At 45.3% G+C, this 22,651-nt stretch carries 20 protein-coding genes and 1 pseudogene; 10 read left to right on the top strand and 11 right to left on the bottom strand.

The annotated features are described in order from the left end of the window. Positions 1-358 precede the first annotated feature (358 nt). Entirely contained in the window at positions 359-1,453 is a 1,095-nt protein-coding gene (locus AC5JL3_RS10960; RefSeq protein WP_496074523.1) for a RuBisCO accumulation factor 1, read from the top strand. 148 nt (positions 1,454-1,601) lie between these two features. Here AC5JL3_RS10960 and AC5JL3_RS10955 read toward each other — a convergent pair whose 3' ends face one another. Together AC5JL3_RS10955 and AC5JL3_RS10950 are read right to left on the bottom strand one after the other, a co-directional pair. Beyond that, on the bottom strand, positions 1,602-3,347 hold the full coding sequence (locus tag AC5JL3_RS10955; RefSeq protein WP_496074522.1) for a glycosyltransferase family 39 protein: 1,746 nt from the start codon (positions 3,345-3,347) through the stop codon (positions 1,602-1,604). A 128-nt stretch (positions 3,348-3,475) separates the two neighbouring features. Then, a complete protein-coding gene (locus AC5JL3_RS10950) occupies positions 3,476-6,877 on the bottom strand; it encodes an ATP-binding protein (RefSeq protein ID WP_496074521.1) in 3,402 nt (1,133 codons plus the stop codon). Between the two features lie 335 nt (positions 6,878-7,212). Between AC5JL3_RS10950 and AC5JL3_RS10945 the strand changes: the two genes are divergently transcribed. The 5 genes from AC5JL3_RS10945 to AC5JL3_RS10925 all read left to right on the top strand — a co-directional run bounded on the left by AC5JL3_RS10945 (position 7,213) and on the right by AC5JL3_RS10925 (position 11,500). Then, a complete protein-coding gene (locus AC5JL3_RS10945; RefSeq protein ID WP_496074520.1) occupies positions 7,213-8,106 on the top strand; it encodes a circadian clock protein KaiA in 894 nt (297 codons plus the stop codon). Positions 8,107-8,332: 226 nt separating this feature from the next. After that, positions 8,333-8,647: a circadian clock protein KaiB gene (kaiB, locus tag AC5JL3_RS10940; protein ID WP_192221468.1), complete on the top strand. Its 315-nt coding sequence runs from the start codon at positions 8,333-8,335 to the stop codon at positions 8,645-8,647. Between the two features lie 85 nt (positions 8,648-8,732). Then, positions 8,733-10,292, top strand: coding sequence for a circadian clock protein KaiC (gene kaiC / locus AC5JL3_RS10935; RefSeq protein WP_496074519.1), 1,560 nt, complete (start codon positions 8,733-8,735; stop codon positions 10,290-10,292). Positions 10,293-10,582: 290 nt separating this feature from the next. Further along, a complete protein-coding gene (locus AC5JL3_RS10930; protein ID WP_496074518.1) occupies positions 10,583-11,089 on the top strand; it encodes a photosystem I reaction center protein subunit XI in 507 nt (168 codons plus the stop codon). Positions 11,090-11,383: 294 nt separating this feature from the next. Then, positions 11,384-11,500, top strand: coding sequence for a photosystem I reaction center subunit VIII (locus AC5JL3_RS10925; RefSeq protein ID WP_192221465.1), 117 nt, complete (start codon positions 11,384-11,386; stop codon positions 11,498-11,500). A 204-nt stretch (positions 11,501-11,704) separates the two neighbouring features. Here the strand turns inward: AC5JL3_RS10925 and AC5JL3_RS10920 are convergent, their stop codons facing one another. Both AC5JL3_RS10920 and AC5JL3_RS10915 read right to left on the bottom strand, forming a co-directional pair. Next, the gene (locus tag AC5JL3_RS10920) at positions 11,705-12,484 is read right to left on the bottom strand and encodes a class I SAM-dependent methyltransferase (RefSeq protein WP_496074517.1); all 780 of its coding nucleotides are present in this window, start codon (positions 12,482-12,484) and stop codon (positions 11,705-11,707) included. A 218-nt stretch (positions 12,485-12,702) separates the two neighbouring features. After that, entirely contained in the window at positions 12,703-12,981 is a 279-nt protein-coding gene (locus AC5JL3_RS10915; RefSeq protein WP_496074516.1) for a hypothetical protein, read from the bottom strand. Between the two features lie 374 nt (positions 12,982-13,355). Between AC5JL3_RS10915 and AC5JL3_RS10910 the strand changes: the two are divergent. After that, positions 13,356-13,616: pseudogene (locus tag AC5JL3_RS10910) on the top strand (IS701 family transposase); the annotation flags it as partial. A gap of 183 nt (positions 13,617-13,799) precedes the next feature. Here the strand turns inward: AC5JL3_RS10910 and AC5JL3_RS10905 are convergent. Further along, on the bottom strand, positions 13,800-14,633 hold the full coding sequence (locus AC5JL3_RS10905; RefSeq protein WP_496074515.1) for a TIGR01548 family HAD-type hydrolase: 834 nt from the start codon (positions 14,631-14,633) through the stop codon (positions 13,800-13,802). Between the two features lie 217 nt (positions 14,634-14,850). Between AC5JL3_RS10905 and AC5JL3_RS10900 the strand changes: the two genes are divergently transcribed. Beyond that, complete coding sequence (locus tag AC5JL3_RS10900; protein ID WP_192221534.1) at positions 14,851-15,150, top strand: 30S ribosomal protein PSRP-3; 300 nt, start codon at positions 14,851-14,853, stop codon at positions 15,148-15,150. 74 nt (positions 15,151-15,224) lie between these two features. Here the strand turns inward: AC5JL3_RS10900 and atpC are convergent, their stop codons facing one another. From atpC to AC5JL3_RS10885, 3 genes are all read right to left on the bottom strand, one after another. Further along, on the bottom strand, positions 15,225-15,635 hold the full coding sequence (gene atpC, locus AC5JL3_RS10895) for an ATP synthase F1 subunit epsilon (protein WP_496074514.1): 411 nt from the start codon (positions 15,633-15,635) through the stop codon (positions 15,225-15,227). Between the two features lie 83 nt (positions 15,636-15,718). Further along, on the bottom strand, positions 15,719-17,173 hold the full coding sequence (gene atpD / locus AC5JL3_RS10890; RefSeq protein ID WP_496074513.1) for a F0F1 ATP synthase subunit beta: 1,455 nt from the start codon (positions 17,171-17,173) through the stop codon (positions 15,719-15,721). Between the two features lie 366 nt (positions 17,174-17,539). After that, a complete protein-coding gene (locus AC5JL3_RS10885) occupies positions 17,540-17,839 on the bottom strand; it encodes an ArsR/SmtB family transcription factor (protein WP_496074512.1) in 300 nt (99 codons plus the stop codon). 90 nt (positions 17,840-17,929) lie between these two features. Here AC5JL3_RS10885 and AC5JL3_RS10880 point away from each other — a divergent pair, with 90 nt between their 5' ends. Continuing rightward, positions 17,930-18,940 (top strand): zinc-dependent alcohol dehydrogenase family protein, encoded by a 1,011-nt coding sequence (locus AC5JL3_RS10880; protein ID WP_496074511.1) that lies wholly within the window; start codon positions 17,930-17,932, stop codon positions 18,938-18,940. A gap of 94 nt (positions 18,941-19,034) precedes the next feature. Here AC5JL3_RS10880 and ybaK read toward each other — a convergent pair whose 3' ends face one another. Next, the gene (gene ybaK, locus AC5JL3_RS10875; protein WP_496074510.1) at positions 19,035-19,502 is read right to left on the bottom strand and encodes a Cys-tRNA(Pro) deacylase; all 468 of its coding nucleotides are present in this window, start codon (positions 19,500-19,502) and stop codon (positions 19,035-19,037) included. A gap of 664 nt (positions 19,503-20,166) precedes the next feature. On the opposite strand from ybaK, the gene AC5JL3_RS10870 reads away from it, so the two are divergent. After that, a complete protein-coding gene (locus tag AC5JL3_RS10870) occupies positions 20,167-20,451 on the top strand; it encodes a hypothetical protein (RefSeq protein WP_192221540.1) in 285 nt (94 codons plus the stop codon). Here AC5JL3_RS10870 and AC5JL3_RS10865 read toward each other — a convergent pair. Beyond that, positions 20,350-21,375: a glycosyltransferase family 2 protein gene (locus AC5JL3_RS10865; RefSeq protein WP_496074509.1), complete on the bottom strand. Its 1,026-nt coding sequence runs from the start codon at positions 21,373-21,375 to the stop codon at positions 20,350-20,352. The genes AC5JL3_RS10870 and AC5JL3_RS10865 overlap by 102 nt on opposite strands. A gap of 559 nt (positions 21,376-21,934) precedes the next feature. Beyond that, on the bottom strand, positions 21,935-22,369 hold the full coding sequence (locus AC5JL3_RS10860) for a hypothetical protein (protein WP_496074508.1): 435 nt from the start codon (positions 22,367-22,369) through the stop codon (positions 21,935-21,937). Between the last annotated feature and the right edge of the window lie 282 nt (positions 22,370-22,651).

The following is a 22,651-nucleotide window of genomic DNA, read 5'->3' as shown; positions in this document are numbered from 1 at the left end:
CTTCTTGTAGCAAACCCAGGCTAGCAACCAATTTAGCTAACGGCTATCTTTGGTTATATTTGCCAGGAGAAGGCAATTTTTCAGGAAAAAAGCGTTTTTTGTGAAACTGAGCAAGGAAAAGCTATCAGCTATCAGCGTTCACTGCCGCAGCCCTGAAATAGAAGTAAAGATTTGCTCTTAAAAGTTAACAAAGCAGTCAATCAAACCTAGTAGTTTATGCAATCAATGGGCTTTTAGGTATATGGTAAAGTCGATAGCTGAAAGCTAACCGCTGAGTACGCTGAATTATTAATATCCCAATCACGATAAATTAGAGACATCATCCCACTGGAAAAGCATCGTCAATTTTCCCTAAATCATGACTGAAATATCACCCGGCACTCCTGAGCATCAGCCTCAAGCAGACTCAGGAGATGTCAATGTTAAAGACTTACTACAACTGCTGCGACGAAAAGAGAGCAACTGGGTTGAGTGGGGACAGGCTTGTCAGCAGCTACAAAAAGCAGGATACACTTCCCAGGCAATTTTTGAAGAAACCGGATTTGAGCCAATCCAACAAAATCAAGTGATTGTAGCGTCTCAAGTCTACGCGACGTTGGAAAAGGTTGGAATATCTGATGCGGTGCGATCGCGTTTTGAGCGGACGGGTAGTGATTCCTTGTATGAGTTACGCATCCTTACCCAACCGGAACGCGCAGCAGCGGCAGAATTTATTGTCGCAAGAAACCTCGACTCAGAGGGAGCGCGTGAGGTGGCAAAAGCTGTAAAAGAATTTTCCCGCCGTGGTTCTCCACCGCAAGGATTTTCCAATCATCCCGGTGATGCCGTTGCTTATGGGTATTGGAGAAGTGCCAGAGAGCACAATGACTTACAAGAGCGATCGCGTTTGATTGCACGCGCTTTAATGTTCGCTCACACCCAAGCAGCACGGCAACAAATCGAGAAATTGCTGACCGAATCAGTCGGCGGTAAACAGCGTCACGCCCCTCGATTCCCGTTCTACCGTCTCGAAGCCGAGGAAGGAGTGCCAAGGCTGGTGCCAGTAGCAGGTCAACTGCCACTGAAGACAACTGACCTGAAAGATTTTCCGACTCTTAACAGTAGCGGAGCCTTCCAGTTAGTTGAAGTATCTGGCAAGCAGACACTCATGGCAATACCTGGCTGGCAAGTTATCTTACAGGCGCAAGACCTGGTGGGGATTTTGTGTAACACAAGTCAGCTACCGACTCAAACGACAGACAAACCAGAAGATATCCTACTGCTCATCGACAGAACCCAGCAGGAATGGGATGCTGAGAGCTACTTTGTCGTTGACCAGGCAGGACAGCTAGAAATTAAGTGGTTTCCAGACGCACCAGATACCACCCTCTTGGGACGCATCATCTTGGTGTTACGCCCGAAAAAAATTCTGGATGAAGCCTTAAGCCGTGATGTTTGGCAAATTGATGAGTAGACCTCTTGAAGAGCAATAGCTAGGACGGGCTTTTCAGCCCATCCCACTCATAGTCATTTTTTCTTGTGGGGTAGGCGTCCCGTCTGCCCAAAAATTTGATGAAAAAGAATGCTCTTCAAGAGGTCTAGTGAGAAGAGGCTATAGGAGACTAGGGGCTAGCTCCTTTTTGGCACCGATATAACTGATAGGGAAAGCCAATGCGGTAGTACTCACTAGGGTCACGGGTGCAAGGGATTTGATTAGCAATACCTACGTCCGGTTCCGCAGAACCAATCGTCAACTGCTGGGGATAGTCCCTACGCCTTAACCCGGGAGCAATTACCCAGAGATTCATTCGACCTAGCGACGACGCTGGCAGCTTCGACAGCTTTTGCCAGACAAGGTCGTATCCCAACTTACTATCCAGGAAAACAAAAGAGGTATCCTCTGCCAGAAGTTCAGTTCGTCCAGAGTTCATAAAAGTTCTGAACTCCTGAACTCCTGAACTTCTGTATTCTTCTTGTTCAACAGCCAAGGCAACGCTTAATCCCAAAGCGACATCTTGAAAGTTGTTGTATCCCATTGCAATCATCATGGGCACAACTGGTTCTAGGTTCATGTCTTGTGCTATCTGCTGAGGATTGAAGGGCTTAAGAAAGACCAAATTTGAGACGACAAAGACACAACTCAATAATCCAAGACACAGGGGGAGAATTTTTCTCCATTGCCCCATCGTTCTTGTATTGACGGCGAGACTGGCTCCTAGTAGGGCAGTGATAGCTGGATAGTAGACAAAGTTATACCGAGGGGCAACTGTAATGTCTTTACCTAATAGATAGACGATCGCAAAAAATTGCAGGAGTACACAAACGGTGAAACAGGAGAGTGCAAGCGTAGCAACGTGGGTTTCTGGCTGTCGCCACAGTTGCTTAAATCCACGCCAATGTAAACTAACCCAACTCGTAAACCCCAGCATTAACAATGCCATTAGCACCTGAATCCCTAGGGGTTGACCTTCTATTGGCAGGGCAATCACCATCAGTATCCACCCCATCAAGGTTTGGACAAGGGGCATGATGTGTTCAGGCGTTGGTAGCCAACCTGTTTCTGGACGCCCAAAGTCTCCAAACAGCATGGGCAGCCAAGGCAGATAGCTCACCGCTACGCCAACAACGACAAGCCCAACGGCTAGCCAACTGCCCTTTGGTAGCCTCCGGCGATGCAACATTACTCCAATAAGTGTTGCAAGTTGGGCAATAAAAGCAAGGATGAAAAAGTAGTGGACATAGCAACCAAGGCTATTAACAATGCCCCACACTGCCCAAATCCTTGGTCGTGGTAGCTTTCGGGAATAAAGAGTTTGCTGAATTTGAACGAAGCCCAAAAGTGCCAGCGTGGTTAGAAGCACAGGTAGCGTGTAATGTCGTGCTTCCTGGGAAAGGTAGACACCAAATGGAGAGACAGCCATAAGAGACGCCCCCATCAAGCCAGCGGCTGGAGAAAAGACGATGCGATTTAGGCAATAGATTGATGCGATCGCACAAACTCCAATCAAAGCAGGTAGTGCCCTGAGTTTCCAACTCAATGACTGAGCGACTGGTTCTAGCCAACTTAGCCATTGGTGCATCAAGCAAAAAAACAGAGGAGGATGAGTCGATTGACTCGCAACAGCTTGGGCAATTTCAGGACAACTGACATCTGGCTTTAGGGTAAATAGCTGCTGCAAAGTCGAGAGAGGAAACACAACGTCTAGAGGGACATCGACATAGAGGCGTCCTAAGCTCAGCAACGCAGTCAGTACCTCATCTAACCATAAAGGCTTGAGGTCGAGATGCCAAAACCGCAGTATGGCTCCTAGAACCATAACTCCAGCCAACGTCCAGTAATGTGTAGAAAGGTTTTTGCTGTTATTCATCTTCCGGCATCCTTGCGAAACCACTCTACAACAGACGCACGGCTTTATAGCAAAAGGTTGTTGGTTGTTTGTTATTAGTTGTTTGTTTTTTTACAAACAACCAACAACAAATAACTAACAACTAACTATCAATTCTGAGCCATAGTTTGATAAACCTGATCTATTAACTGGGTCATCGACTGGGATGCCCCGCCCACAATACGAGTGGCTACAGATCTCAAGCATGACTCTAGCTCAGAGTTTGAGACATCCTTGTCCATTGCTGCTTTATTCGGATACTTAACCTCTAAGCGATGATCCAAAACAAGAATTGGAGGGAGGTTTGGTAACTGAGCAAGGGAAACTAAGCCTTTCATTAGCGCACAAGAGTCAGTCACGTCCTTTAAACAAATCAAGAGCATATCAGGGCTTTGCTCTTGGAGTTGACGGGATACTTCCGCCCAAGACGATGAGAGTAAGCCTTTAAATCCAGCGGTTTCTAAGTATTGAATCAATCCCTTAAGCCATGAGTAATGTGGCGTTAGGGCTGAATCAGAGCAACTTTGGCGTTGAAGTTTTCGCTGCCGCGTTGTCTTTGCGGTTTGAGATTCGCCCTTTGAGTTATCTGGATCTTGCTGTGCGATACTAACATCCATCACGAGAATGCTAGGTTGCCGACTCATCCCAGTCGCTACTTGAAGGACTTGCAAGATGGCAGAGAACTTTGAATCGTTATCGGCTGCTAAACAGGGATATACCGAAAGTTCAGTAATTTGATTGGCTGCCTCTGTCGTCTGATGGTCTAGCGTTACTAGTGGTAAAGCAGTTAAGTCTGTATAAGATGAGAACTCTTTCAAGTAGTTCGCTGGGTCTTTGAGCGCAGCACCATCAAGTAAGACGACATCTGGATGCCAAACACGAGTTAATAATTCAGCTTGCTCTAAATCATCTGCTTCAAGAACTCGGTAGTTGAGCTTGGAGTGTTCAAGGCTGAGTATGTCAGTCAGCGCAGAACACAAGCTTGGCTGGTCAGGCTGTGTTTCAACGATGTCAGGATGTAGGTGTAGAATTGTCAGACCACTTTGGGTACCTTCCTTATATTTCCCTAAGCGAGTCAGATTTTGGAGTAGGGCTTGCTCTTGTACTGGCAAGTTTAAGAAGCCATCAGCCTTGTGATGATAAGCTTGCTGTTTTTCTGCCTGTGTGGCTGTTACTAAGACTGGGATGTGAAGGGTTTGGGTGTCTGATTTAAGAAGAGTCAAGACATCCCATCCGGAAAGTTGGGGGAGTAAGGGATTGAGTAAGATGACACAGGGTTGCAAGCTTCGAGCTTTTTCGATCGCTTCTGTCCCTGCGCGGGCAATCACAACCCGATAGTCTAAATTCTTGAGCTGTTCTGTTAAACCTTCCAAGTATCGGGGTACGGTTTCAACAATCAGCACCAAACGGTTTTGGTTCTCTTGCTGTCCTTCTTTTTGAGGATTTGGGGTTTGGGATTTGGGATTGCCTCCATTTTCCCAGTTCTGGGTGGCTCCATCTTGCTCACTGTTCTGGGGCGGACAGGGTGGTAGAAGTAGAGTGAACTGGCTTCCTTCATTGAGTTTGGAAACAAAGGAAATATCTCCACCATGTAGGTGAGCAAGGCGTTGGGTTAAGACGAGTCCTAAGCCTGTTCCTTCAAACCGCCGGGTGAGCGGTTTTTCCAGTTGTTGGAATTTCTGGAAGATTAAGTGCTGCTTCTCTGGGGGGATACCGATGCCAGTATCCCAAATTGTGAAAGCAATCCAGTCTTCCCAACGATTGACCCTCAGACCAATCTCACCCCCAGCATCTGTAAACTTGAGGGCATTGGAAAGGAGATGCATTAGCATTTGCCGTAGGCGCAGTTCGTCAGCAATGAGCATCTCTAAACCCGGCTCAATTTCCAGGGTAAAACGGGTTTCGGGTGTTGATTCTTCGTCCTGTTGGGATGCTTCTGGATGGAGTTGTTGGGCTTGGGAGTAAGCGCGATCGCATACGCTTTGAATATGTACAGGCCCCAGTGTCAGTTCTAGCTGGCCTGTTTCCATCCGAGTCAGATCCAAGATATCGTTGACCACAGTCATGAGCTGTCGCCCACTCTGATAAATCAGTTGAGCATAGCGGGATTGACGTTCATTGAGTTCTCCCAATGCCTGGTCTTTTAACAAGCTTGACAACCCTAAAACCGCAGTCAGAGGGGTCTTCAGTTCATGACTAATACAAGCTAAAAACTCATCTTTCAAGCGATTGAGTTGGACTAAATCCGCATTTTTCGCGGCTAGTTCTTTCGTAACTTGTTGCTGTTCCGTTGTGTCTTGAGCCAGCACTAGCCATAAATCCGAGTTGGGTGAGGGATGAGGTGAGCGCCTCAAGTCTTGTCCAACGTTGTTAAAGTGCTGATTCCATGCTCCTGCGCGTCTTCCCTCTCTCGTAATTGGCTGCAACAGGGGAATTTTGACAAATGAGAAGACGCGCTCTTGGATGTTGTTTTTGAGGGTTTCTGATGTTGGTGTCTCAGCGCTATGTAACCCTGATGGCGTTGACAAAATCACTCGTTGTTTAAAGGCTGTTGCCATCATGTGGGGCGTATCAATGGCACAGTAGCGTTGAACGGCTGCCTGAGAAGGCTCATAGCGCTCTTTGATGCTCTTTCCTGTGACCATTGGCGCACTCGTTAATGTTTGGGAAGCCATAGCTTCTAGGGTGGCTACTGTATTCTCCTCTAAAGCCACTTCACCAAAGCTAAGCGGTACTAGCCTCGTCGCGTCATGAGACACCGCACTACTGTGGGACGCTGAGTGCGCCTCAACAGCAGGGAAATCTAGCATAGCGGCGGTGGTTCGTCTCACCCAATCTAGATCTTGTGAGGTTCCAATCTGCTTACGCCAAGTCAGATTTTGAGCCAGTACTTGTCCTGTAGCTGTCTGTAAGCTCAGGGGTAATGGTAGTTGTTCCAATAGTTGTACTAAAGGATAAAGATCGTTTAGCACAGGTGGCTGACTGGTGTTCGCGGTTGGGGACGCGGTAAAACTTGCTGCTGTAGATTTTAAAATCAGCCAGCTATTGAGCAGTCCGAGAAACTTGCCTTCCTCGTCTACCACTGCCCAATCCGGTAAGGCAGGACAAGAGTAAAATTCCCCAACTCTTGTGTTCTTCTGAGTTGTACAGCGTCCGCAGTTTGGCGTGAGTTCATCGCCTGACTCGTCTACATAAGCCCAGAATTGGTTCAAACTCAACTGTGCTGACAAAATGGTGAGCGGTTCAATGATCGACGGCTCAAGTTGAACTATGGGTTGGTGGAAATCTACACTTGCTGTCGTGATATTGCTTTCTCCTACCCTTGCTGGTGAGAGCAAGTAGGGCATGACTTGTTGCAGCTTAACAATTCCCAGAGGACGTTGCTGTTCGCTTAGCACAACGATGGCATCACACCTTGAAGTGCGAAAAATCTCCAGTACGGCAGCAAGACCAGAGGTTTGTTGACACACTGGAGCCGCTTGAGCAAATTCTTTTAGACTGGGAGTTGGCATGGATATGACCAATCTGGCTGCAATAGTAGGGTGATGCCATGGCGGCAGCACATCTTTTTTGGGTGAATTACAAATCAGGTTTAGTAAGGCAAGATTGCTTGATTGATAATTTTTGGTACTCGTAACGAGCAAGTACAGCTCAATTATTGCTCTTAAATGGGGGTAGGGATGGCCTACCAATTACAATTACTTACAATTTCCAGATTGTTTAAATTAATATGAAGTTCTTCTATAAAGAAATTGTTAAAATATTCTCGACTCAATGAGGTCGCTACTGAATTCACTCGCTTATTTTTTTAAGTTGTATTGTTTTGCCTCTCCAACTGTCTATTTGTATGTTTGTACACTCGGAATCGCTAGCTCAGTCGTTGAGCCAGATTTTGAGTAGCGATCGCTATACGTTGCATGTTACAGGCTCAGAATCTGAGTTTTTCGACTTTTTAGAGCAGTACAAGCAGCAGCTCGATTGTTTAGTTTTGCAAGATGACGGTTCATTGCTACCCGTCATCAACCGCTTGTTGGAACAAGGGACATTGCTCCCTGTTGTAATTTTCCCTAAGGAAATTGAAAGAACAGCTCATCGCGCTACGACCCATCACCTACTCAAGACTATCCAGATAACTGAGAATTCTCCACCTAGTCAGGACGACTACCTCTTCCACGCGGCGGAAGTTCAACTCGGTGTCACTCAATCTCCTGAGATTGGCGAGTTCATTGAAAAAGCGATCGCTCAGTTTCTTTCGCTTTCTACTGCCTCTAGCTTACCTGAACCGTCTGCTGCGGTTGATCCCACAGCAGAACTCGCCACTCGGAGTTTTCTGATCCAGCAGCAGCGTCGGTTATCTGAAAAACTCAAAGAGCGGCTAGGATACCTAGGTGTGTACTACAAGAGAAACCCTCAGCTTTTTTTACGTCATCTGTCTCAAAATGACAGGCAGAAGCTGTTAGAAAACTTAAAATTAGAGTATCGCGAAATTGTTTTGAAGTACTTCTCTCAAGAAGATAACCTGAATCAAAAAATCGATAACTTCGTTGATAAAGCCTTTTTTGCAGATATATCGGTGTCAAGGATTGTAGAAATCCATATGGAACTGATGGAAGAATTTTCCAAGCAGTTGAAGCTTGAAGGGCGAAATGAGGAGGTTTTACTTGACTATCGCCTGACGCTTATCGATGTGATTGCTCACTTAGGCGAAATGTATCGTCGTTCTATCCCTAGAGAGTTGTGACCACCACTTTTAGTGCGAAGTCGGTAGCTGTAAAATAATAACCTCTGATTACCCCTATCCTTTTGCCAAAAGGCAACAGAGGTTGTTTAATCTGTTTTGACCACCTTACTCACCAGCATTTAGCGATAAGCTTGATTTGAGCCTCTCTACCCAACCTTGTCTTTGAGTTCATCTCTGGTTGCTATTACATTCTCATCCATGATTGCTAATTGCTAATTGCTAACCTATGAGTCCGCTGAAGAAAACCTATGTTCTCAAGCTCTATGTTGCTGGGAACACTCCCCACTCTGTCAAGGCTTTAAAAACACTTAAAAATATCCTTGAACAGGAATTTCAGGGGGTGTACGCTCTCAAAGTGATTGATGTCTTAAAAAGCCCCCAGTTAGCAGAGGAAGATAAAATTTTGGCTACACCCACTTTGTCAAAAGTTTTGCCACCGCCTGTCCGTAGAATTATTGGTGATCTTTCGGATCGGGAAAAAGTCTTAATCGGATTGGATCTTCTCTATGAGGAGCTTCGTGAAGAAGAATTAGATTTTTAAAGTCTTGATGGTTCTGGTGAAATAAATCCTTCCTAAGGAAAGCGTAGTAATTTTTTCCTGAGTAATATCTTTTTTGATCGAAAATATGAGTCAACTTAACCAAGGTGAGCCAAAGCTAGATAACTCAGCAACGGTAGGAGTTCAGAAAATCCGCACAATGATCGAAGGCTTCGACGATATTAGCCATGGAGGGCTACCAGTAGGTCGGACGACGCTTGTAAGTGGAACATCTGGCACGGGTAAGACTTTGTTGGCTGTGCAATTTCTTTACCATGGCATCACTTATTTTGATGAGGCTGGTGTATTTGTTACTTTTGAAGAATCTCCTACAGATATTATTAAAAATGCCTCTAGCTTTGGCTGGGATTTACAACAATTAATTAATGAAGGTAAGCTCTTTATTTTAGATGCCTCACCTGACCCAGAGGGACAAGAAGTTGTCGGCAACTTTGACCTCTCTGCTTTAATTGAACGGATTCAATACGCTATTCGTAAATACAAAGCAAAACGAGTTTCTGTTGACTCTATGACTGCTATATTTCAGCAGTACGATGCGGCTTCGGTCGTGCGACGAGAAATTTTTCGCTTAGTTGCAAGGCTCAAGCAAATCGGTGTAACAACAGTAATGACCACCGAGCGAGTTGAGGAGTATGGTCCAGTCGCAAGATTTGGCGTGGAAGAGTTTGTTTCAGACAACGTGGTAATTGTTCGTAATGTTCTAGAAGGCGAACGTCGGCGCCGGACAATGGAGATTCTCAAGCTACGTGGAACAACCCATATGAAGGGAGAATATCCCTTTACAATGACGAATCAAGGAATCAATATTTTCCCATTAGGGGCAATGCGCCTGACTCAACGGTCTTCCAATGCTCGTGTCTCTTCAGGTGTAAAAACACTTGATGAAATGTGTGGTGGCGGCTTTTTCAAAGATTCGATTATCTTGGCAACGGGTGCTACGGGTACAGGAAAAACGTTGTTAGTTAGTAAGTTTATTCAAGATGCTTGCTTGCGAGGCGACCGCGCAATTCTTTTTGCCTACGAAGAATCTCGCGCTCAGCTATCTCGTAATGCTTCGTCTTGGGGGATTGATTTTGAGGAATTGGAAAAAAAAGGTCTGATGAAAATCCTTTGCACCTACCCAGAATCAGCAGGATTAGAAGATCACTTGCAAATTATTAAATCAGAAATTGCCGAATTTAAGCCGTCTCGGATTGCCATTGATTCACTTTCTGCTTTGGCACGAGGAGTTAGTAATAATGCCTTCCGTCAGTTTGTGATTGGAGTTACTGGCTACGCTAAGCAAGAAGAAATTACTGGCTTTTTTACGAACACAACTGACCAGTTTATGGGTTCTAATTCGATCACAGATTCCCATATTTCCACAATTACAGACACAATTTTGATGCTGCAATATGTGGAGATTCGCGGAGACATGTCCCGTGCGATCAATGTCTTCAAGATGCGGGGGTCTTGGCACGATACAGGGATTCGCGAATATACCATTAGTGCGGACGGCCCAGAAATTAAAGATTCGTTCCGCAATTATGAACGAATCATTAGTGGTTCTCCTACTCGCGTTACGATCAATGAGAAAAATGAACTCTCTCGGATTGTTCAAGGAGTCCGTGACAAGTCAGGGGAATGATTAAATCTGTCCTAGGAGACCTCTGCTAGGCACTAGCATCCCCGAAGGTAAGGAAAAGAGAAGATACCTGAGGCTGAGTTCTTCAGCGCAGAATGACTTTTGTCTTAAGTCAGTGCCATTCGAGTTAAGTCTAATGGTATAGATGGATTTTGAGGGATAAGCTTAGCCAATGGCTATTTAATGAACTTTTCTAAAGGTCGCAACTGATTCTGCAACTCGGTAACCCGTACTTGCGTAGAATGTGATCTCAAGTTCACTTGTAAACTTTAGGACAAAGAGGACTAATAAATATGGCTGATCCCAGAGATGGAGAGGTTGTTAAACCGTTTTACGATGATCCTTTTGTGGGTCATCTATCAACACCGATTAGTGATTCTCCTGTAGTTAGGGCTTACATCAACAATCTGCCAGCCTATCGCAGAAATGTAGCTCCCTTAGTTCGGGGGGTAGAAATTGGCTTGGCACATGGCTTTTTCCTGTTTGGTCCAGAGACGTTACTCGGTCCTCTACGGGAGACAGATGTGGCTTATGTAGGCGGATTACTGACAGCGATCGCATTAGTTCTTGTCGCCACCGTAGGTATGTCTATCTATGGCATTGTCTCATTCCAAACGGGTAATGAGTTTGAATCACAAAATCCTCGTACCCCTTCGGAACTAAAAACGGCTGAAGGTTGGAGTCAGTTAACGGCTGGGTTCTTCCTGGGCGGAATGGCTGGCGCTTTCCTCGCCTTTTTCCTGTTTGAAAATTTTGATGTTGTGGATTCCATCTTGCGTGGAATCGTTAACAACACCTAATCCTAGCCACTTTTAAACTGGCAAGTATGGCTCGATAACACGTTTAAGTGAATTGAGCCATTGTCCAGGCTAGTTTGATAGGCGATTAAAGCTTAGGTTTTTAACGCCTACTTTCACCGTCATCGTTTTAATACAAAATGTTGGGTTCTGTAGGGGCTAGACAATTAAACACTTTTTTGTTAGGTCACTCAGAACCCCACAAAACGTTAAGAATCTTTAGATAGAAGAAACTGTAGCTCACTTCGCAGTAATATCCCTTTTGTAACCCTGTAAATTTCAATAGGACAGTTTGATATGACAGGTTCATACGCGGCTTCATTCTTACCTTGGATCTTGATACCCTTAGTGACCTGGGTCTTACCTCTGATTGCGTTTAGTCTTTTCTTTATCTACATTGAAAGCGAATCCTAACTCAGTCAAATTTTAGAGCTTGTCCCATAGGGATAAAAGTCTCTTGTAATCGTTGAAAGTTCCTTGCCTTCGGGTAGGGAATTTTCTTAACTAAAGTCGATTGCTTGAGTTAATCAGCTGCCGCGTCTATAACTTACATTGTTGCAGGCGCTAGAAGGTACGGCTCTATTAGCTTAAAGCATTTTGGATTTTGAATTGCTTAGCTTATTCGGTGAAGGGTTTCCTCGCCACAAACAGATAATTTTGGCAAACTAAAGAGAAAGGATAGCTCAGAACGTCATCAAGTAAATCCCAAATATAGGCAAGCAATTGGGAATTTCTGATTGGTTTGGGGAATACACCCCACATATTTCTAGGTAAAAAACCGTAACGCTTAATGTCTAGAACATCAAATCCCGTCTCTTGACAAAGCGATTCAATTGACTTCCCGGTGTAACGATATTGATGATGGTATTTGTTTGGGAATCGAGAAGCGATCGCTTCTATAAGGCTAAACTGATTGGGGAAGTGGTAACAGATAAAAAAGCCACCAGGTTTCAGGAGACGGGAAATTTCCTTTAAGCTAGTGATTTCGCTTCCTCCTGTCTCTCTAACGTGTTCTAAAACACCCACAGACACAATTGCATTGAACTGATTATCTGAAAAGGGAATAGCTGTTGGTTCCTCCCAACTCCCTTGCTTAAATTGATAAGCAACGTTATTTAGACCACTACGAAGACAAAAATCCTCGAAAGAGAAGCCAGATGTCTTATAACCTGAACTGGCAAGGAAATACGAAAAGTGACCATTCCCACACCCCCAATCTAAAACTTCGCTTCCTTGAGGGACATACTTTAAAAAATATTGATAAAGCCGACGATATTGATTGGCACTGATTAAGCTTCTAAATTGCCACAAGCTACAACTACTATTTTGCTCTTGAATTTTAATTAATTCGTTAAGGATGCTAGTAGGGTTTAAAGTCTTCACTTGTGATGTAATCATTGAGGGCTAGGTTGAAATTTAGGGTTATTGCTCTCTAGCTTGACTTTTAGAAAGAGGAGATACGTGTTTATACACATTACTCTATCCATTAAGAATGGGGACGCTTCTATAACGGTTTTCAGTTGAATGAGTCAAAGGTTCTCAAAACCGTTCGCATCAGGAAAACTAAAAAGCTGATGGCTGACAGCTTTCTACTAGATAAAGGCGATCGCATAATTTTAGAAGTTTTCCCAGAAGTATTGCTCATGCTTGTAGACATCCCGCAGTTGTTGCACTTGCCGATACACCAGACTCAACACGATGGCTGCCATCACAGGTAACGTCAGCACCCGACTACGTAAGCTGCGCTCTTTGTTTTTCACTCCTTTGAGATTCGTAAACGTGCCAGGAGTGAGTAACTTACACAACCGGGCTTCAATTTCTTCTGTCGGTGGGGCGGGGGGAGTTACACGATGCCGAAAGTCTGGATTGCCTTGTTTCTTGCGCGGTTTTGCCATCGCTCGACTCGACTGTTTTTGTTGAGTTTAGCGATTTCTGTCCCCATCTTGACAGGCTTTCCTTTTTCTTAACTTGACACCTATGGCGTCCCGCCTGCCCCAAGCCCGTTAGCTTTTTATTTGCTTAGCCCTCTTCTGTCACTCTCCGAGAATTAGAATGAAGAAATAGATACTGTAAACCGCGTGCCTTGTAGGCAGGGCAATGGATGTAGAGTTACAAATCCTAAAACATTTGGCAAGAGAGGCACAGCCGACTGTATCCTTCATCGATAAATATTGTGTGGGATACAGCGAATTAAGAGAGCGAAGATTATCGCAAACATTAGCCGCATTAAAGGGCAATGCGCTCACAGTAGTAATCGATGAAACTGGAGATTTTGTCTTTAAATCAATCTGGTTCAACTGAAGCTGAGATTCAACCGACTCCTGTTGATTTCTCTAGCCATCAACAATGGAATCTTCAAACGGGCTGGAAAAATGTTTTAAATAATCTGCGTTTAATTATCCAGCCGACTCTTGCCTTGTCGCTCATTTTTCCTTGGCTAGACCTTTTCCCTAATCCTTCTTTATTGCTCAGTTTTCACGAGTTAATTCATGCCATGAATCAATTTCAACCTTTTTTTCCTGATGGATAGTTTGGCTTTCTTGTTGCTTCGTATTTCGGAGAGTGACAGAAGAGGGTTATAGCGGTTCTTACACCAGTGAGGTACAGTGAATCCCCTTATCATTAAGCTTTTCAGCTTAAAATATATACCTCATTTGATCGAGAACCGCTATAACTAATAACAAACAACAACCAACCCGAAATCCTATGTCTTTTAGGCATGGGATGAGTTAATCACCAATCGCTGAATCTGGTCAACACTCAACTGTTCAACATTGCTGAAAACGACAGCAGCACCTGCTTCTTTGAGAATTTCCTCATAGGCATGACGGCGTTCTGCTGTTTCCTGAACGTGAGGCGGTAGGATACCAACACCAATCCAACGGCGTTCAGGATACAAAGCTTTGGCTTTCTCTATGGTGTACATATCTGCTACGGTGTCCCCCACATAAATAACTGGTATCTCACTGACAACTGGATATCGCTGTTTTATCTGCTCAATTGTTGCGACTAAACCTGTGGGGTCAGGCTTACCCGGAGCATCTTCCATGGCAAGGAGTACTGGGGACTGAAGACCGAGGCGTTTTTCTAATACATAAGTCGCTGAACCTCGTGTCGCACCGCTAAAAAAGCCCCAGAGTATCCCTGCTGCTGTTAAGTTCTCTAGGTAGCGAGGCTCTAAGAGTAGTGGTTCAGTGCAGATATATCCTGTCCAATTTTCCGGGTTTGATCCTCGGTAGCGAGACTGAAAGAAGGCAACGAGGGTGTCATAGTCGAGAGCAATTTGCGATCGCTCCTGACCCTGAGCTTCAAAGTAGCGGTAAACTAGCTCCTGAGATCCTTCCCAATCGTTGTTCCAAATCCCCTCTGCTTTTAAGTCATCAATTTCTATCGAGGATGGTCGATAAGCGCCCCCCGTGAAATGCTCTACTGTATCAGCGAGCGCACGTCGGTAAGAACCACCCACATCACGCACAACACCATCAATGTCGAAAACAATGATCGCGCTTGAGTTGGCAGTAGGTGTTGTTGCTGTTGGATTCGTCACGTTGCAAATCTCAAATCGGCTGATATTTTAGAAAACGCAGTAGGAGAATAGTTCTCACACGAACTTGCACATTTTGCCAAGTGCTAAAGCTTTTTGCTCTCTTATCGCCAAGGCTTTTAACATCTGCCCTACATTATTTCTCAGTTGCTTGAACCGTAGGTTAAGATTAAGAGTTGTAATGTAATCGAAGGAAGCTTGGGTGTCCTTGGAGGTGTGATTGTCGAAATTTATTTTAAAAGTTCTTTGGTTGGATGAGAACGTTGCCCTAGCCGTTGATCAAGTAGTAGGCAAAGGCACTAGCCCGCTGACTTCCTACTTTTTCTGGCCTCGTGCTGATGCGTGGGATCAGCTAAAAGACGAGCTGGAAAAAAAGCACTGGATTGATGAAACGGATCGCGTTGAGCTACTTAACAAAGCCACAGAAGTGATTAACTACTGGCAAGAGGAAGGTCGGCGTCGTCCAATGTCTGAAGCTCAATCAAAGTTCCCAGAAGTTACCTTTACTGGCAGTGCATAATCAAGGTAAAAGGTGAAATACAAAAGGCAAAAGAGAGAAAATTTTTCTTCCTTTTGCCTTTTTGTTTTTTACGTTCAAATCATCCCACCAGAGGCTTGAAAGCGAGCGCGTGCTCTTTTCAGGGCTTGAGTCGCCTGAATCTTCTCTTGGCGATTGTCGCTGTTTTGGACTTGATTGAGGCGAGTCTGCGCTTGGGTGTAAGCTTCCCGTGCGGTTTCTCGTTCAATCGTGTCTCCTCGTTCAGCACCATTGACAAGAATCGTCACTTCATCATTTTCGACTTCGGCAAATCCACCCATCAACGCGATCGCAACCCAGTCTTTTCCGGGACGAACTCGCATGACACCAATATCCAAAGCCGATAACAAAGGAGCATGACCAGTCAATATTCCCAACTGACCAGTAGTACTAGGCAGAATAACTTCCTCTGCCTCAGAATCCCAGACTGTTTTGTCGGGAGCAACTATACGAACAGTTAAGGTCATCAGTTAGTTGTTTGTTGTTTGTTGTTTGTTGTTGGTAGAGTGAGACAACGCCCACTCTACTCATTTAAGTAAAGACAGATTGATTAGCTGCCTGACTTGATTTTCTCGGCTTTGGCGACCGCTTCATCAATACTGCCAACCATGTAGAAGGCTTGCTCCGGCAGAGGGTCTAGTTCCCCAGACAGAATCATATCGAAGCCTTTGAGGGTATCTTCCAGCTTCACATACTTCCCAGGAGAACCCGTAAAAACTTCCGCTACAAAGAACGGTTGCGACAAGAAGCGCTCCAGTTTCCGCGCCCGCGCCACAATCAGACGGTCATCTTCAGACAATTCATCCAGACCTAAGATTGCGATGATGTCCTGAAGTTCTTTGTACCGCTGTAGAGTTGACTGGACAGCACGAGCGGTCCCGTAATGTTCTTCACCAACAATAGCAGGCTGCAACATTGTAGACGCTGAATCTAGTGGGTCAACCGCTGGGTAAATTCCCTTAGCTGCCAAGCCACGAGACAACACCGTAGTTCCATCCAAGTGAGCAAAGGTGGTTGCAGGTGCCGGATCGGTTAAGTCGTCAGCTGGTACATAAACGGCTTGAATCGAGGTAATCGAGCCTTCCTTGGTTGAGGTAATCCGCTCTTGCAAATCCCCCATATCAGTTCCCAACGTTGGCTGATATCCCACTGCTGAAGGCATCCGTCCGAGTAGCGCCGATACTTCCGAACCGGCTTGCACAAACCGGAAGATATTGTCGATGAACAGTAGCACGTCCTGCTTGTTCACATCCCGGAAGTACTCCGCCATTGTCAGAGCAGAAAGACCAACCCGCATTCTGGCTCCAGGTGGCTCGTTCATCTGACCATAAACCAGCGCAATTTTGGATTCGGAGGGATTGTCTTTATTAATCACCCCTGACTCGATCATTTCGTTGTAGAGGTCATTTCCCTCACGAGTGCGCTCACCCACACCGCCGAACACCGACACACCACCATGATTGGTAGCAATGTTGTTGATCAGCTCCATCATGATTACGGTCTTACCAACACCTGCACCGCCAAAGAGACCAATTTTGCCGCCACGACGATAGGGCGTCAGCAAGTCGATCACTTTAATCCCGGTTTCAAAGACAGAAGGCTTGGTTTCTAGATCAACCAGCTTCGGAGCAGAACGATGAATTGGGGAAGTTTCCTCGGCATTAACGGGGCCTTTGTTGTCTACAGGTTCACCCAGCACGTTGAAAATCCGACCCAAGGTAGCCATGCCTACTGGCACACTAATGGCAGCACCAGTATCAACGACTTCCATCCCACGTACTAGACCGTCCGTGGTACTCATGGCAACGGCTCGTACCTGGTTGTCGCCCAATAATTGCTGCACTTCGCAGGTCACAGAAACATCTTGTCCTGCTTCATTTGTGCCTTCAATTTTCAAGGCGTTGTAAATCTGCGGCATTTTACCGCGAGGAAACTCAATATCGACAACGGGACCAATGATTCTGGTGATACGACCAGTGTTTGTCTTTTCTGTAGTGGTGACCATGCTGCGCCTATAAGTGTGATCAGCTATGTTTCAGATACTGGAAAACAGTCTTAACATTTAGAAATGCTATCTTCCAGATTACCACTGAAAGGACTCTGAATCTTACTGGTAGCTTGATTAAGCGCTATGGGTTGGGGGGTGGGGATCGGCGATTGGAGGCTAGGGATTGGGAAGACTTAGCTTAGGTAAGGTGGCAGGTGTTAGGGGGTGAGGTGGTAGGGTGAGCGGCGAGTCTTGGAGTTAGAATTTCCCCGAAGTTCTAATCTTCCAAAGTCTTAAGCTAGATTTTTCCCTAAAACCTATCACCTACGACCTAACACCTTATTTAGATTTTCCCTAAAACCTACCACCTACGACCTAACACCTCTAAAGAGGCTCAGATGCTTGCAACACAGCATCAAGCAATCCAGGAAAGCGAATTTCCAAATCCTCGCACCGTAGCGTGTTGAAGCTTTGTGTCCCTTCCGTCCGAGTGCGGATAACGCCTGTCTCACGTAGCACTTTGAAATGATGAGAAAGGGTTGATTTAGCAACGGGGATGTTAAAGGCGCAGCAAGTTATTTCCCCTTTCGTCGCTAGGCTTTTAACGATTTGAAGCCGGATTGGGTCACTCAGAGCGTAGAGCACGCCAGTTAAGGAGATTTCATCCCGTACCGGGAAACTCATTTTTCTCATCCTTGCATTATCTCACAAACTCGTTTATATTTCGATTGTTCGTAAATTTACGAACAATCGAATAAATATTAGGAGGTTCAGATGAGAGTCTGGGAAATTCAAAATAAGCAGGGCTTGGAAGCGTTGACTTTGACTGAGCGCCAAGAACCGCAGCCAGCGCTAGGACAAGTTCTGCTAAGAATGCGTGCTGCATCGTTAAATTACCGCGACTTGCTAACCGTAAAAGGAGCTTACAACTCGAAGCAGCGATTGCCACTCATCCCCTTGTCCGATGGTGTTGGGGAAGTTGTCGCGGTTGGGGAGGGTGTGACACGAGTAAAGATAGGTGATCGCGTTGCTGGGATTTTCATGCAAACGTGGTTGGATGGAGAATTCTCGGCAGAAAAGCCGAAATCCGCGCTAGGAGGAGCAATTGACGGCATCTTAGCGGAATACGTGACGCTGCACGAAGACGGTGTTGTTCATGTGCCGGAACATTTATCTGATGAAGAAGCCGCCTCTTTGCCTTGCGCGGCTGTAACCGCTTGGCAAGCACTGATTACTCAAGGCAACTTGAATGCCGGTGATACGATTTTGGTGCAAGGGACAGGTGGGGTTTCCCTCTTTGCCGTTCAATTTGCGAAATTAGTCGGTGCGCGTGCGATCGCAATCTCCAGCAGTGATGAGAAATTAGAGCGAGTCCTTCAGCTAGGGGCATCTAACGGCATCAACTACAAAACAACCCCAAACTGGGATGAACAGGTTTGGAAACTAACCAATGAAGTTGGTGTTGACCACGTTGTCGAGGTTGGTGGTGCTGGCACCTTGAATAAATCCTTGCGTGCTGTTCGCTTCGGTGGCACTGTCAGTTTAATCGGTGTACTGACTGGATTGACTGGAGACATCAGTACTGGTTCCATTCTTCATAAGGGGATTCGGGTTCAGGGCATCTATGTTGGTAGTCGGGCGATGTTCGAGGCAATGAACCGTGCAATTGCTCTGCACCAACTCCGTCCAGTAGTTGATTCGGTTTTTCCCTTTACAGACGTGCGTGAAGCGCTAGCGTACATGGAGAGCGGTAAGCACTTTGGTAAGATTGTGATTCGTTTCTAGGCAAGGATATATATAGACTGTATCCCTGCAAGAATCTAGCTATTAGCGGTTTATCATCGTCTTACTGGCAAAGGATTCAGACACATATGGTGAGTTATTTTGCGATCGCTCCTACCGTACCCTTCACAGAACGTAGGTAATCATCTGGAGCAAGCAGAATCATCGTACCGCGCACACCCGCCGAAACAGCAATCTGATCAAACAGTTCAATAGTCTCGTCAACGTAGACTGGATAATCTTTTTTGCAAGCCAATGCCGTTACGCCACCACGGATGTATCCAGTTAGCGGCTGAACATCCTTCAGGGAAACCGTCTCAACCTTGCGGTTTTCTGTCAGCAGTGCCAAGGCTTTAAGGTCGAGTTGAGCATTTCCAGGCACAACAGCAAGACAAACACCTGTTCGATCTCCCCGTGTGACCAAGGTTTTAAAAACTTGTTTTGGGGGAAGACCAATCTTCTGCGCTACACTCTCAGCTGCCAAATCCTCTGGATCAACCTCATAGTGGAGAAGTTGGTAGGAGATTTCTAGATGAGCAAGGATGCGAACAGCATTAGTTTTCATCTGGGAGTTGGGCTAGATAAGCGACTCTCTTCCCAATATTGCCAATACACTCTAACAGTTTGGGAATGGGGCTACCTCGACCCCTGGGTCATGCGCGGCTTTCCCGGTAAAATCCGCAATCTGGTGTATCTAACCAAAAAGCTTTAGTCAGTAGAGTTCTATTAGACAAGGATTTACAAAAATTTTACTTGTTACTCAGTTTCTCTATTGAAGCTTTACGGACACTTCCTGAAATAAACCCTACATTAAAGAAAGGAAAAGAAATAACCCTGAGAGCCAGCAACAAGAACAATGAAGCGATCTTAGATGCACCCAAACTCTCAGTAGGTAGATTAATGACTTTTAAGCTAAGCGCTTGTTAGATGCGCTAATGACAGGGGAGCAAGTATTCAAAACCCTCAATACAAGTCTTGGAAACAAGGCTGTGATTGAAGTTCTGGTAATTAAGACTTATTAGAAAGGCTTAATACCAGTTGCTACATAAAGTATGAGGAAATTAAATCGTTGCCTTCGCATAAGCGGTACCAGAATCTGACTTGATTAGTACCGACGCAACGTATACATAACTAAAACCCCAGACCAACACCATCATAGACATCCGCTTTCGATACTGAAAGTAGACGCAACCAACTCACCGATCAAACCTCAGTCATAGGATAAATATATGTCTTTAGTGCTATCTCTTGTTTTTTGGACTGCTGGGGCTGTTACCATCACACTCGGAATGGCGATCGCTGTCTATATGGTTCTAGGTCTACTACTTGTCCTAGATTTACGCAAGTCTCACGGTCAAAATAGAGGACTTCAGCTTCAAGCTCAGTTCCTCTATGACGGAACCGTCACTCCATCAGAGCTTGTCCTGAAGAATCCGACGACGTTGGAGCGCCCCCGCCAGTTGGAACGCCAAATTCTCCACCTGGCTGTAGAAGGAGCGCGGCAACAACCGTAATGTGTGCGCCGCCGATAACGTCAACAATGTTTTATGCGGCTCCTCCAAAAGAAGACGGCTGTGTACCGCTACTGCTTGATGTGCTAGCTCTACCGCCGTCTTTCCGTCTTCCAATGTCACCGCACGGCGGGCTAAATGGCGCAACTGATAAGCCATTGCTGGTTTTTCCCAATCTTTCACCTGTTCGGGAGCATAAGCACGGGCTTTCTTTAGCATCCGTTCCCAAGAACGTAATTTTTTGAGCAATTGTGCTGAATGTCCTTCGGGATTAACACGATACAGTGTCAATGCCTCGGCTACCCCTTCAATCAGCCAATTGGTCTTGACAGCAATCCGTAACCAACACTCTACGTCTTCTGAGGGGTGTAGTACTCGGTCATCATCAAAGTAAAAGTCCTCAACAGTTCCATAAAGATTATCTTGGAAGCTAATCTCCTCTAGGACTTTGCGTCGAATTACCGCAACTGAACCATTGCCAATCGGAGTACGACAAAGAATGTCTAATGGGGTAATGTCGGTCAGCGTAGTGAGCTGGTAGATACCTAAGGGGTTACCCATTTCATCGATAAAAGCCGAGCGACAGAAGCTAACACCAACTTGGGGTGATGAGTTAAGATGCTCAACATGGGCTTCGAGTTTGTGGGGTACCCACAGATCATCAGCATCTAGGAAAGCAATGTACTCACCTTGGGCAGCACGGATACCAGTGTTACGGGCGGCAGCAACCCCACGGTTTTCTTGACGAAGGATTTTAACTCTAGGGTCAGTGAATTGTTGACAGATTTCGATGCTGCGATCGGGGGAGCCATCATCAACAATCAAAAGCTCGAAGTTCTTGTAGGTTTGTTCGAGGACTGATTGGACGGTGGCAGCGATATATTTCTCGACTTTGTAGACCGGAATGATGACTGATACTTTTTTCATACACCCGTAACCCTTTTGTGTTTTAAGTCAAGTGGATAGCTTTAATTTCTTAACTTTTCTAAAAAACTCTTCTTTGTTTAGCTATAGTACATTCTTTGTCAATTATTAAGAATTGCCTGAAACTAAACTCGGAGTGAGGAGGTATCTATCGTATAACTACTTACGCGCCGTCTTTTGGATAAACCCCTCTAGTCTTAAAGAAACTATTTACTCAATATCTACGCCATTTTGAGCGTTCTGCTCTGAGTTGTTTGTCGCTCTACGTAATACTACTGAGGAAATGTCACTGCGTTATCCTCTTCAGCAGTTCTTTACTTAATCTTTTTATTCTTTGTTCGGTATATAAAGATTCTATAAAGAGAAATGGACACTATTTTACCCTAGCAACGCTATCAGGGAGCAGGAGAAAGCAGGCATTGATTCCTGCCCCTTTTACTGAATTAGCAGCATTTTTGAGTACTACTTAGTTCAAACAGTCGTTGTTCAGGTGAAAACCCTGTCATCCTACTCCTCTCTCTAGCGGATGATGCTTAAACCGTTTGACCAAGTGAATAAAACCCTACTCAGCCGCTTCTAGACGCAAGCGCTGCAATTCTTGTTGTAAAAACTTTCCCCATTCGGCCGCTAGAGGTATTTCTGTAAAGGGAACTTGGATTGAAGCGGTGGGTTCTGGAAAAAGAAATTCTAAAGCGATCGCACGACCTCCGCGAGGTGGTTTCTCCAAGTCAACGGGTTGAGTATCCACTAGTAGGCGAATGGCTTGCACCTCTTTGAGAGAAAAGGTATCTAGATTTATCGGACCCTTGCGTGTTGGCTTTCCCCACGTTAGGTCACTATTTTTTTGACCCAGTACCGCATAGATATCATATTTTGCCCGCTCAAACTGAGCTGCCCACTGACCATAGGCTTCAACTTTTTGGAATTCGTTCCAACCTGACCAAGTAAGCCAAAAAAATGCAGCTAGTAAAGGTAACCAGAGTAAACCACGTTCCATCTTGGGCGTTTTTTCCTGACTTATGTAAAAACGTCAAAACTGTACCAGAGAGTTGTGCTTCTTTAAATTAAGGTAACAACATAGAGCTTCCTTAGTTAAGCCGAATCTTTCAAGGGTTCCGTAAGCCGTTCATCACACGGTGCTAGTAGCGGATGGCTGACCGCTGATAGCTAATAGACCTCTTGCAAAAGTCGTCGCTGGGGTAATATGAGGTCTGAAATTAGGCAATCGCTCACCCGTTTTCTGCGCTCACCACGACAGATTCATAAGGAAAACTGATGA

This window comes from Symplocastrum torsivum (assembly GCF_059505465.1).
The sequence above is the reverse complement of the archived record's forward strand: the minus strand, read 5'-3'. Positions and strand labels throughout refer to the sequence as shown.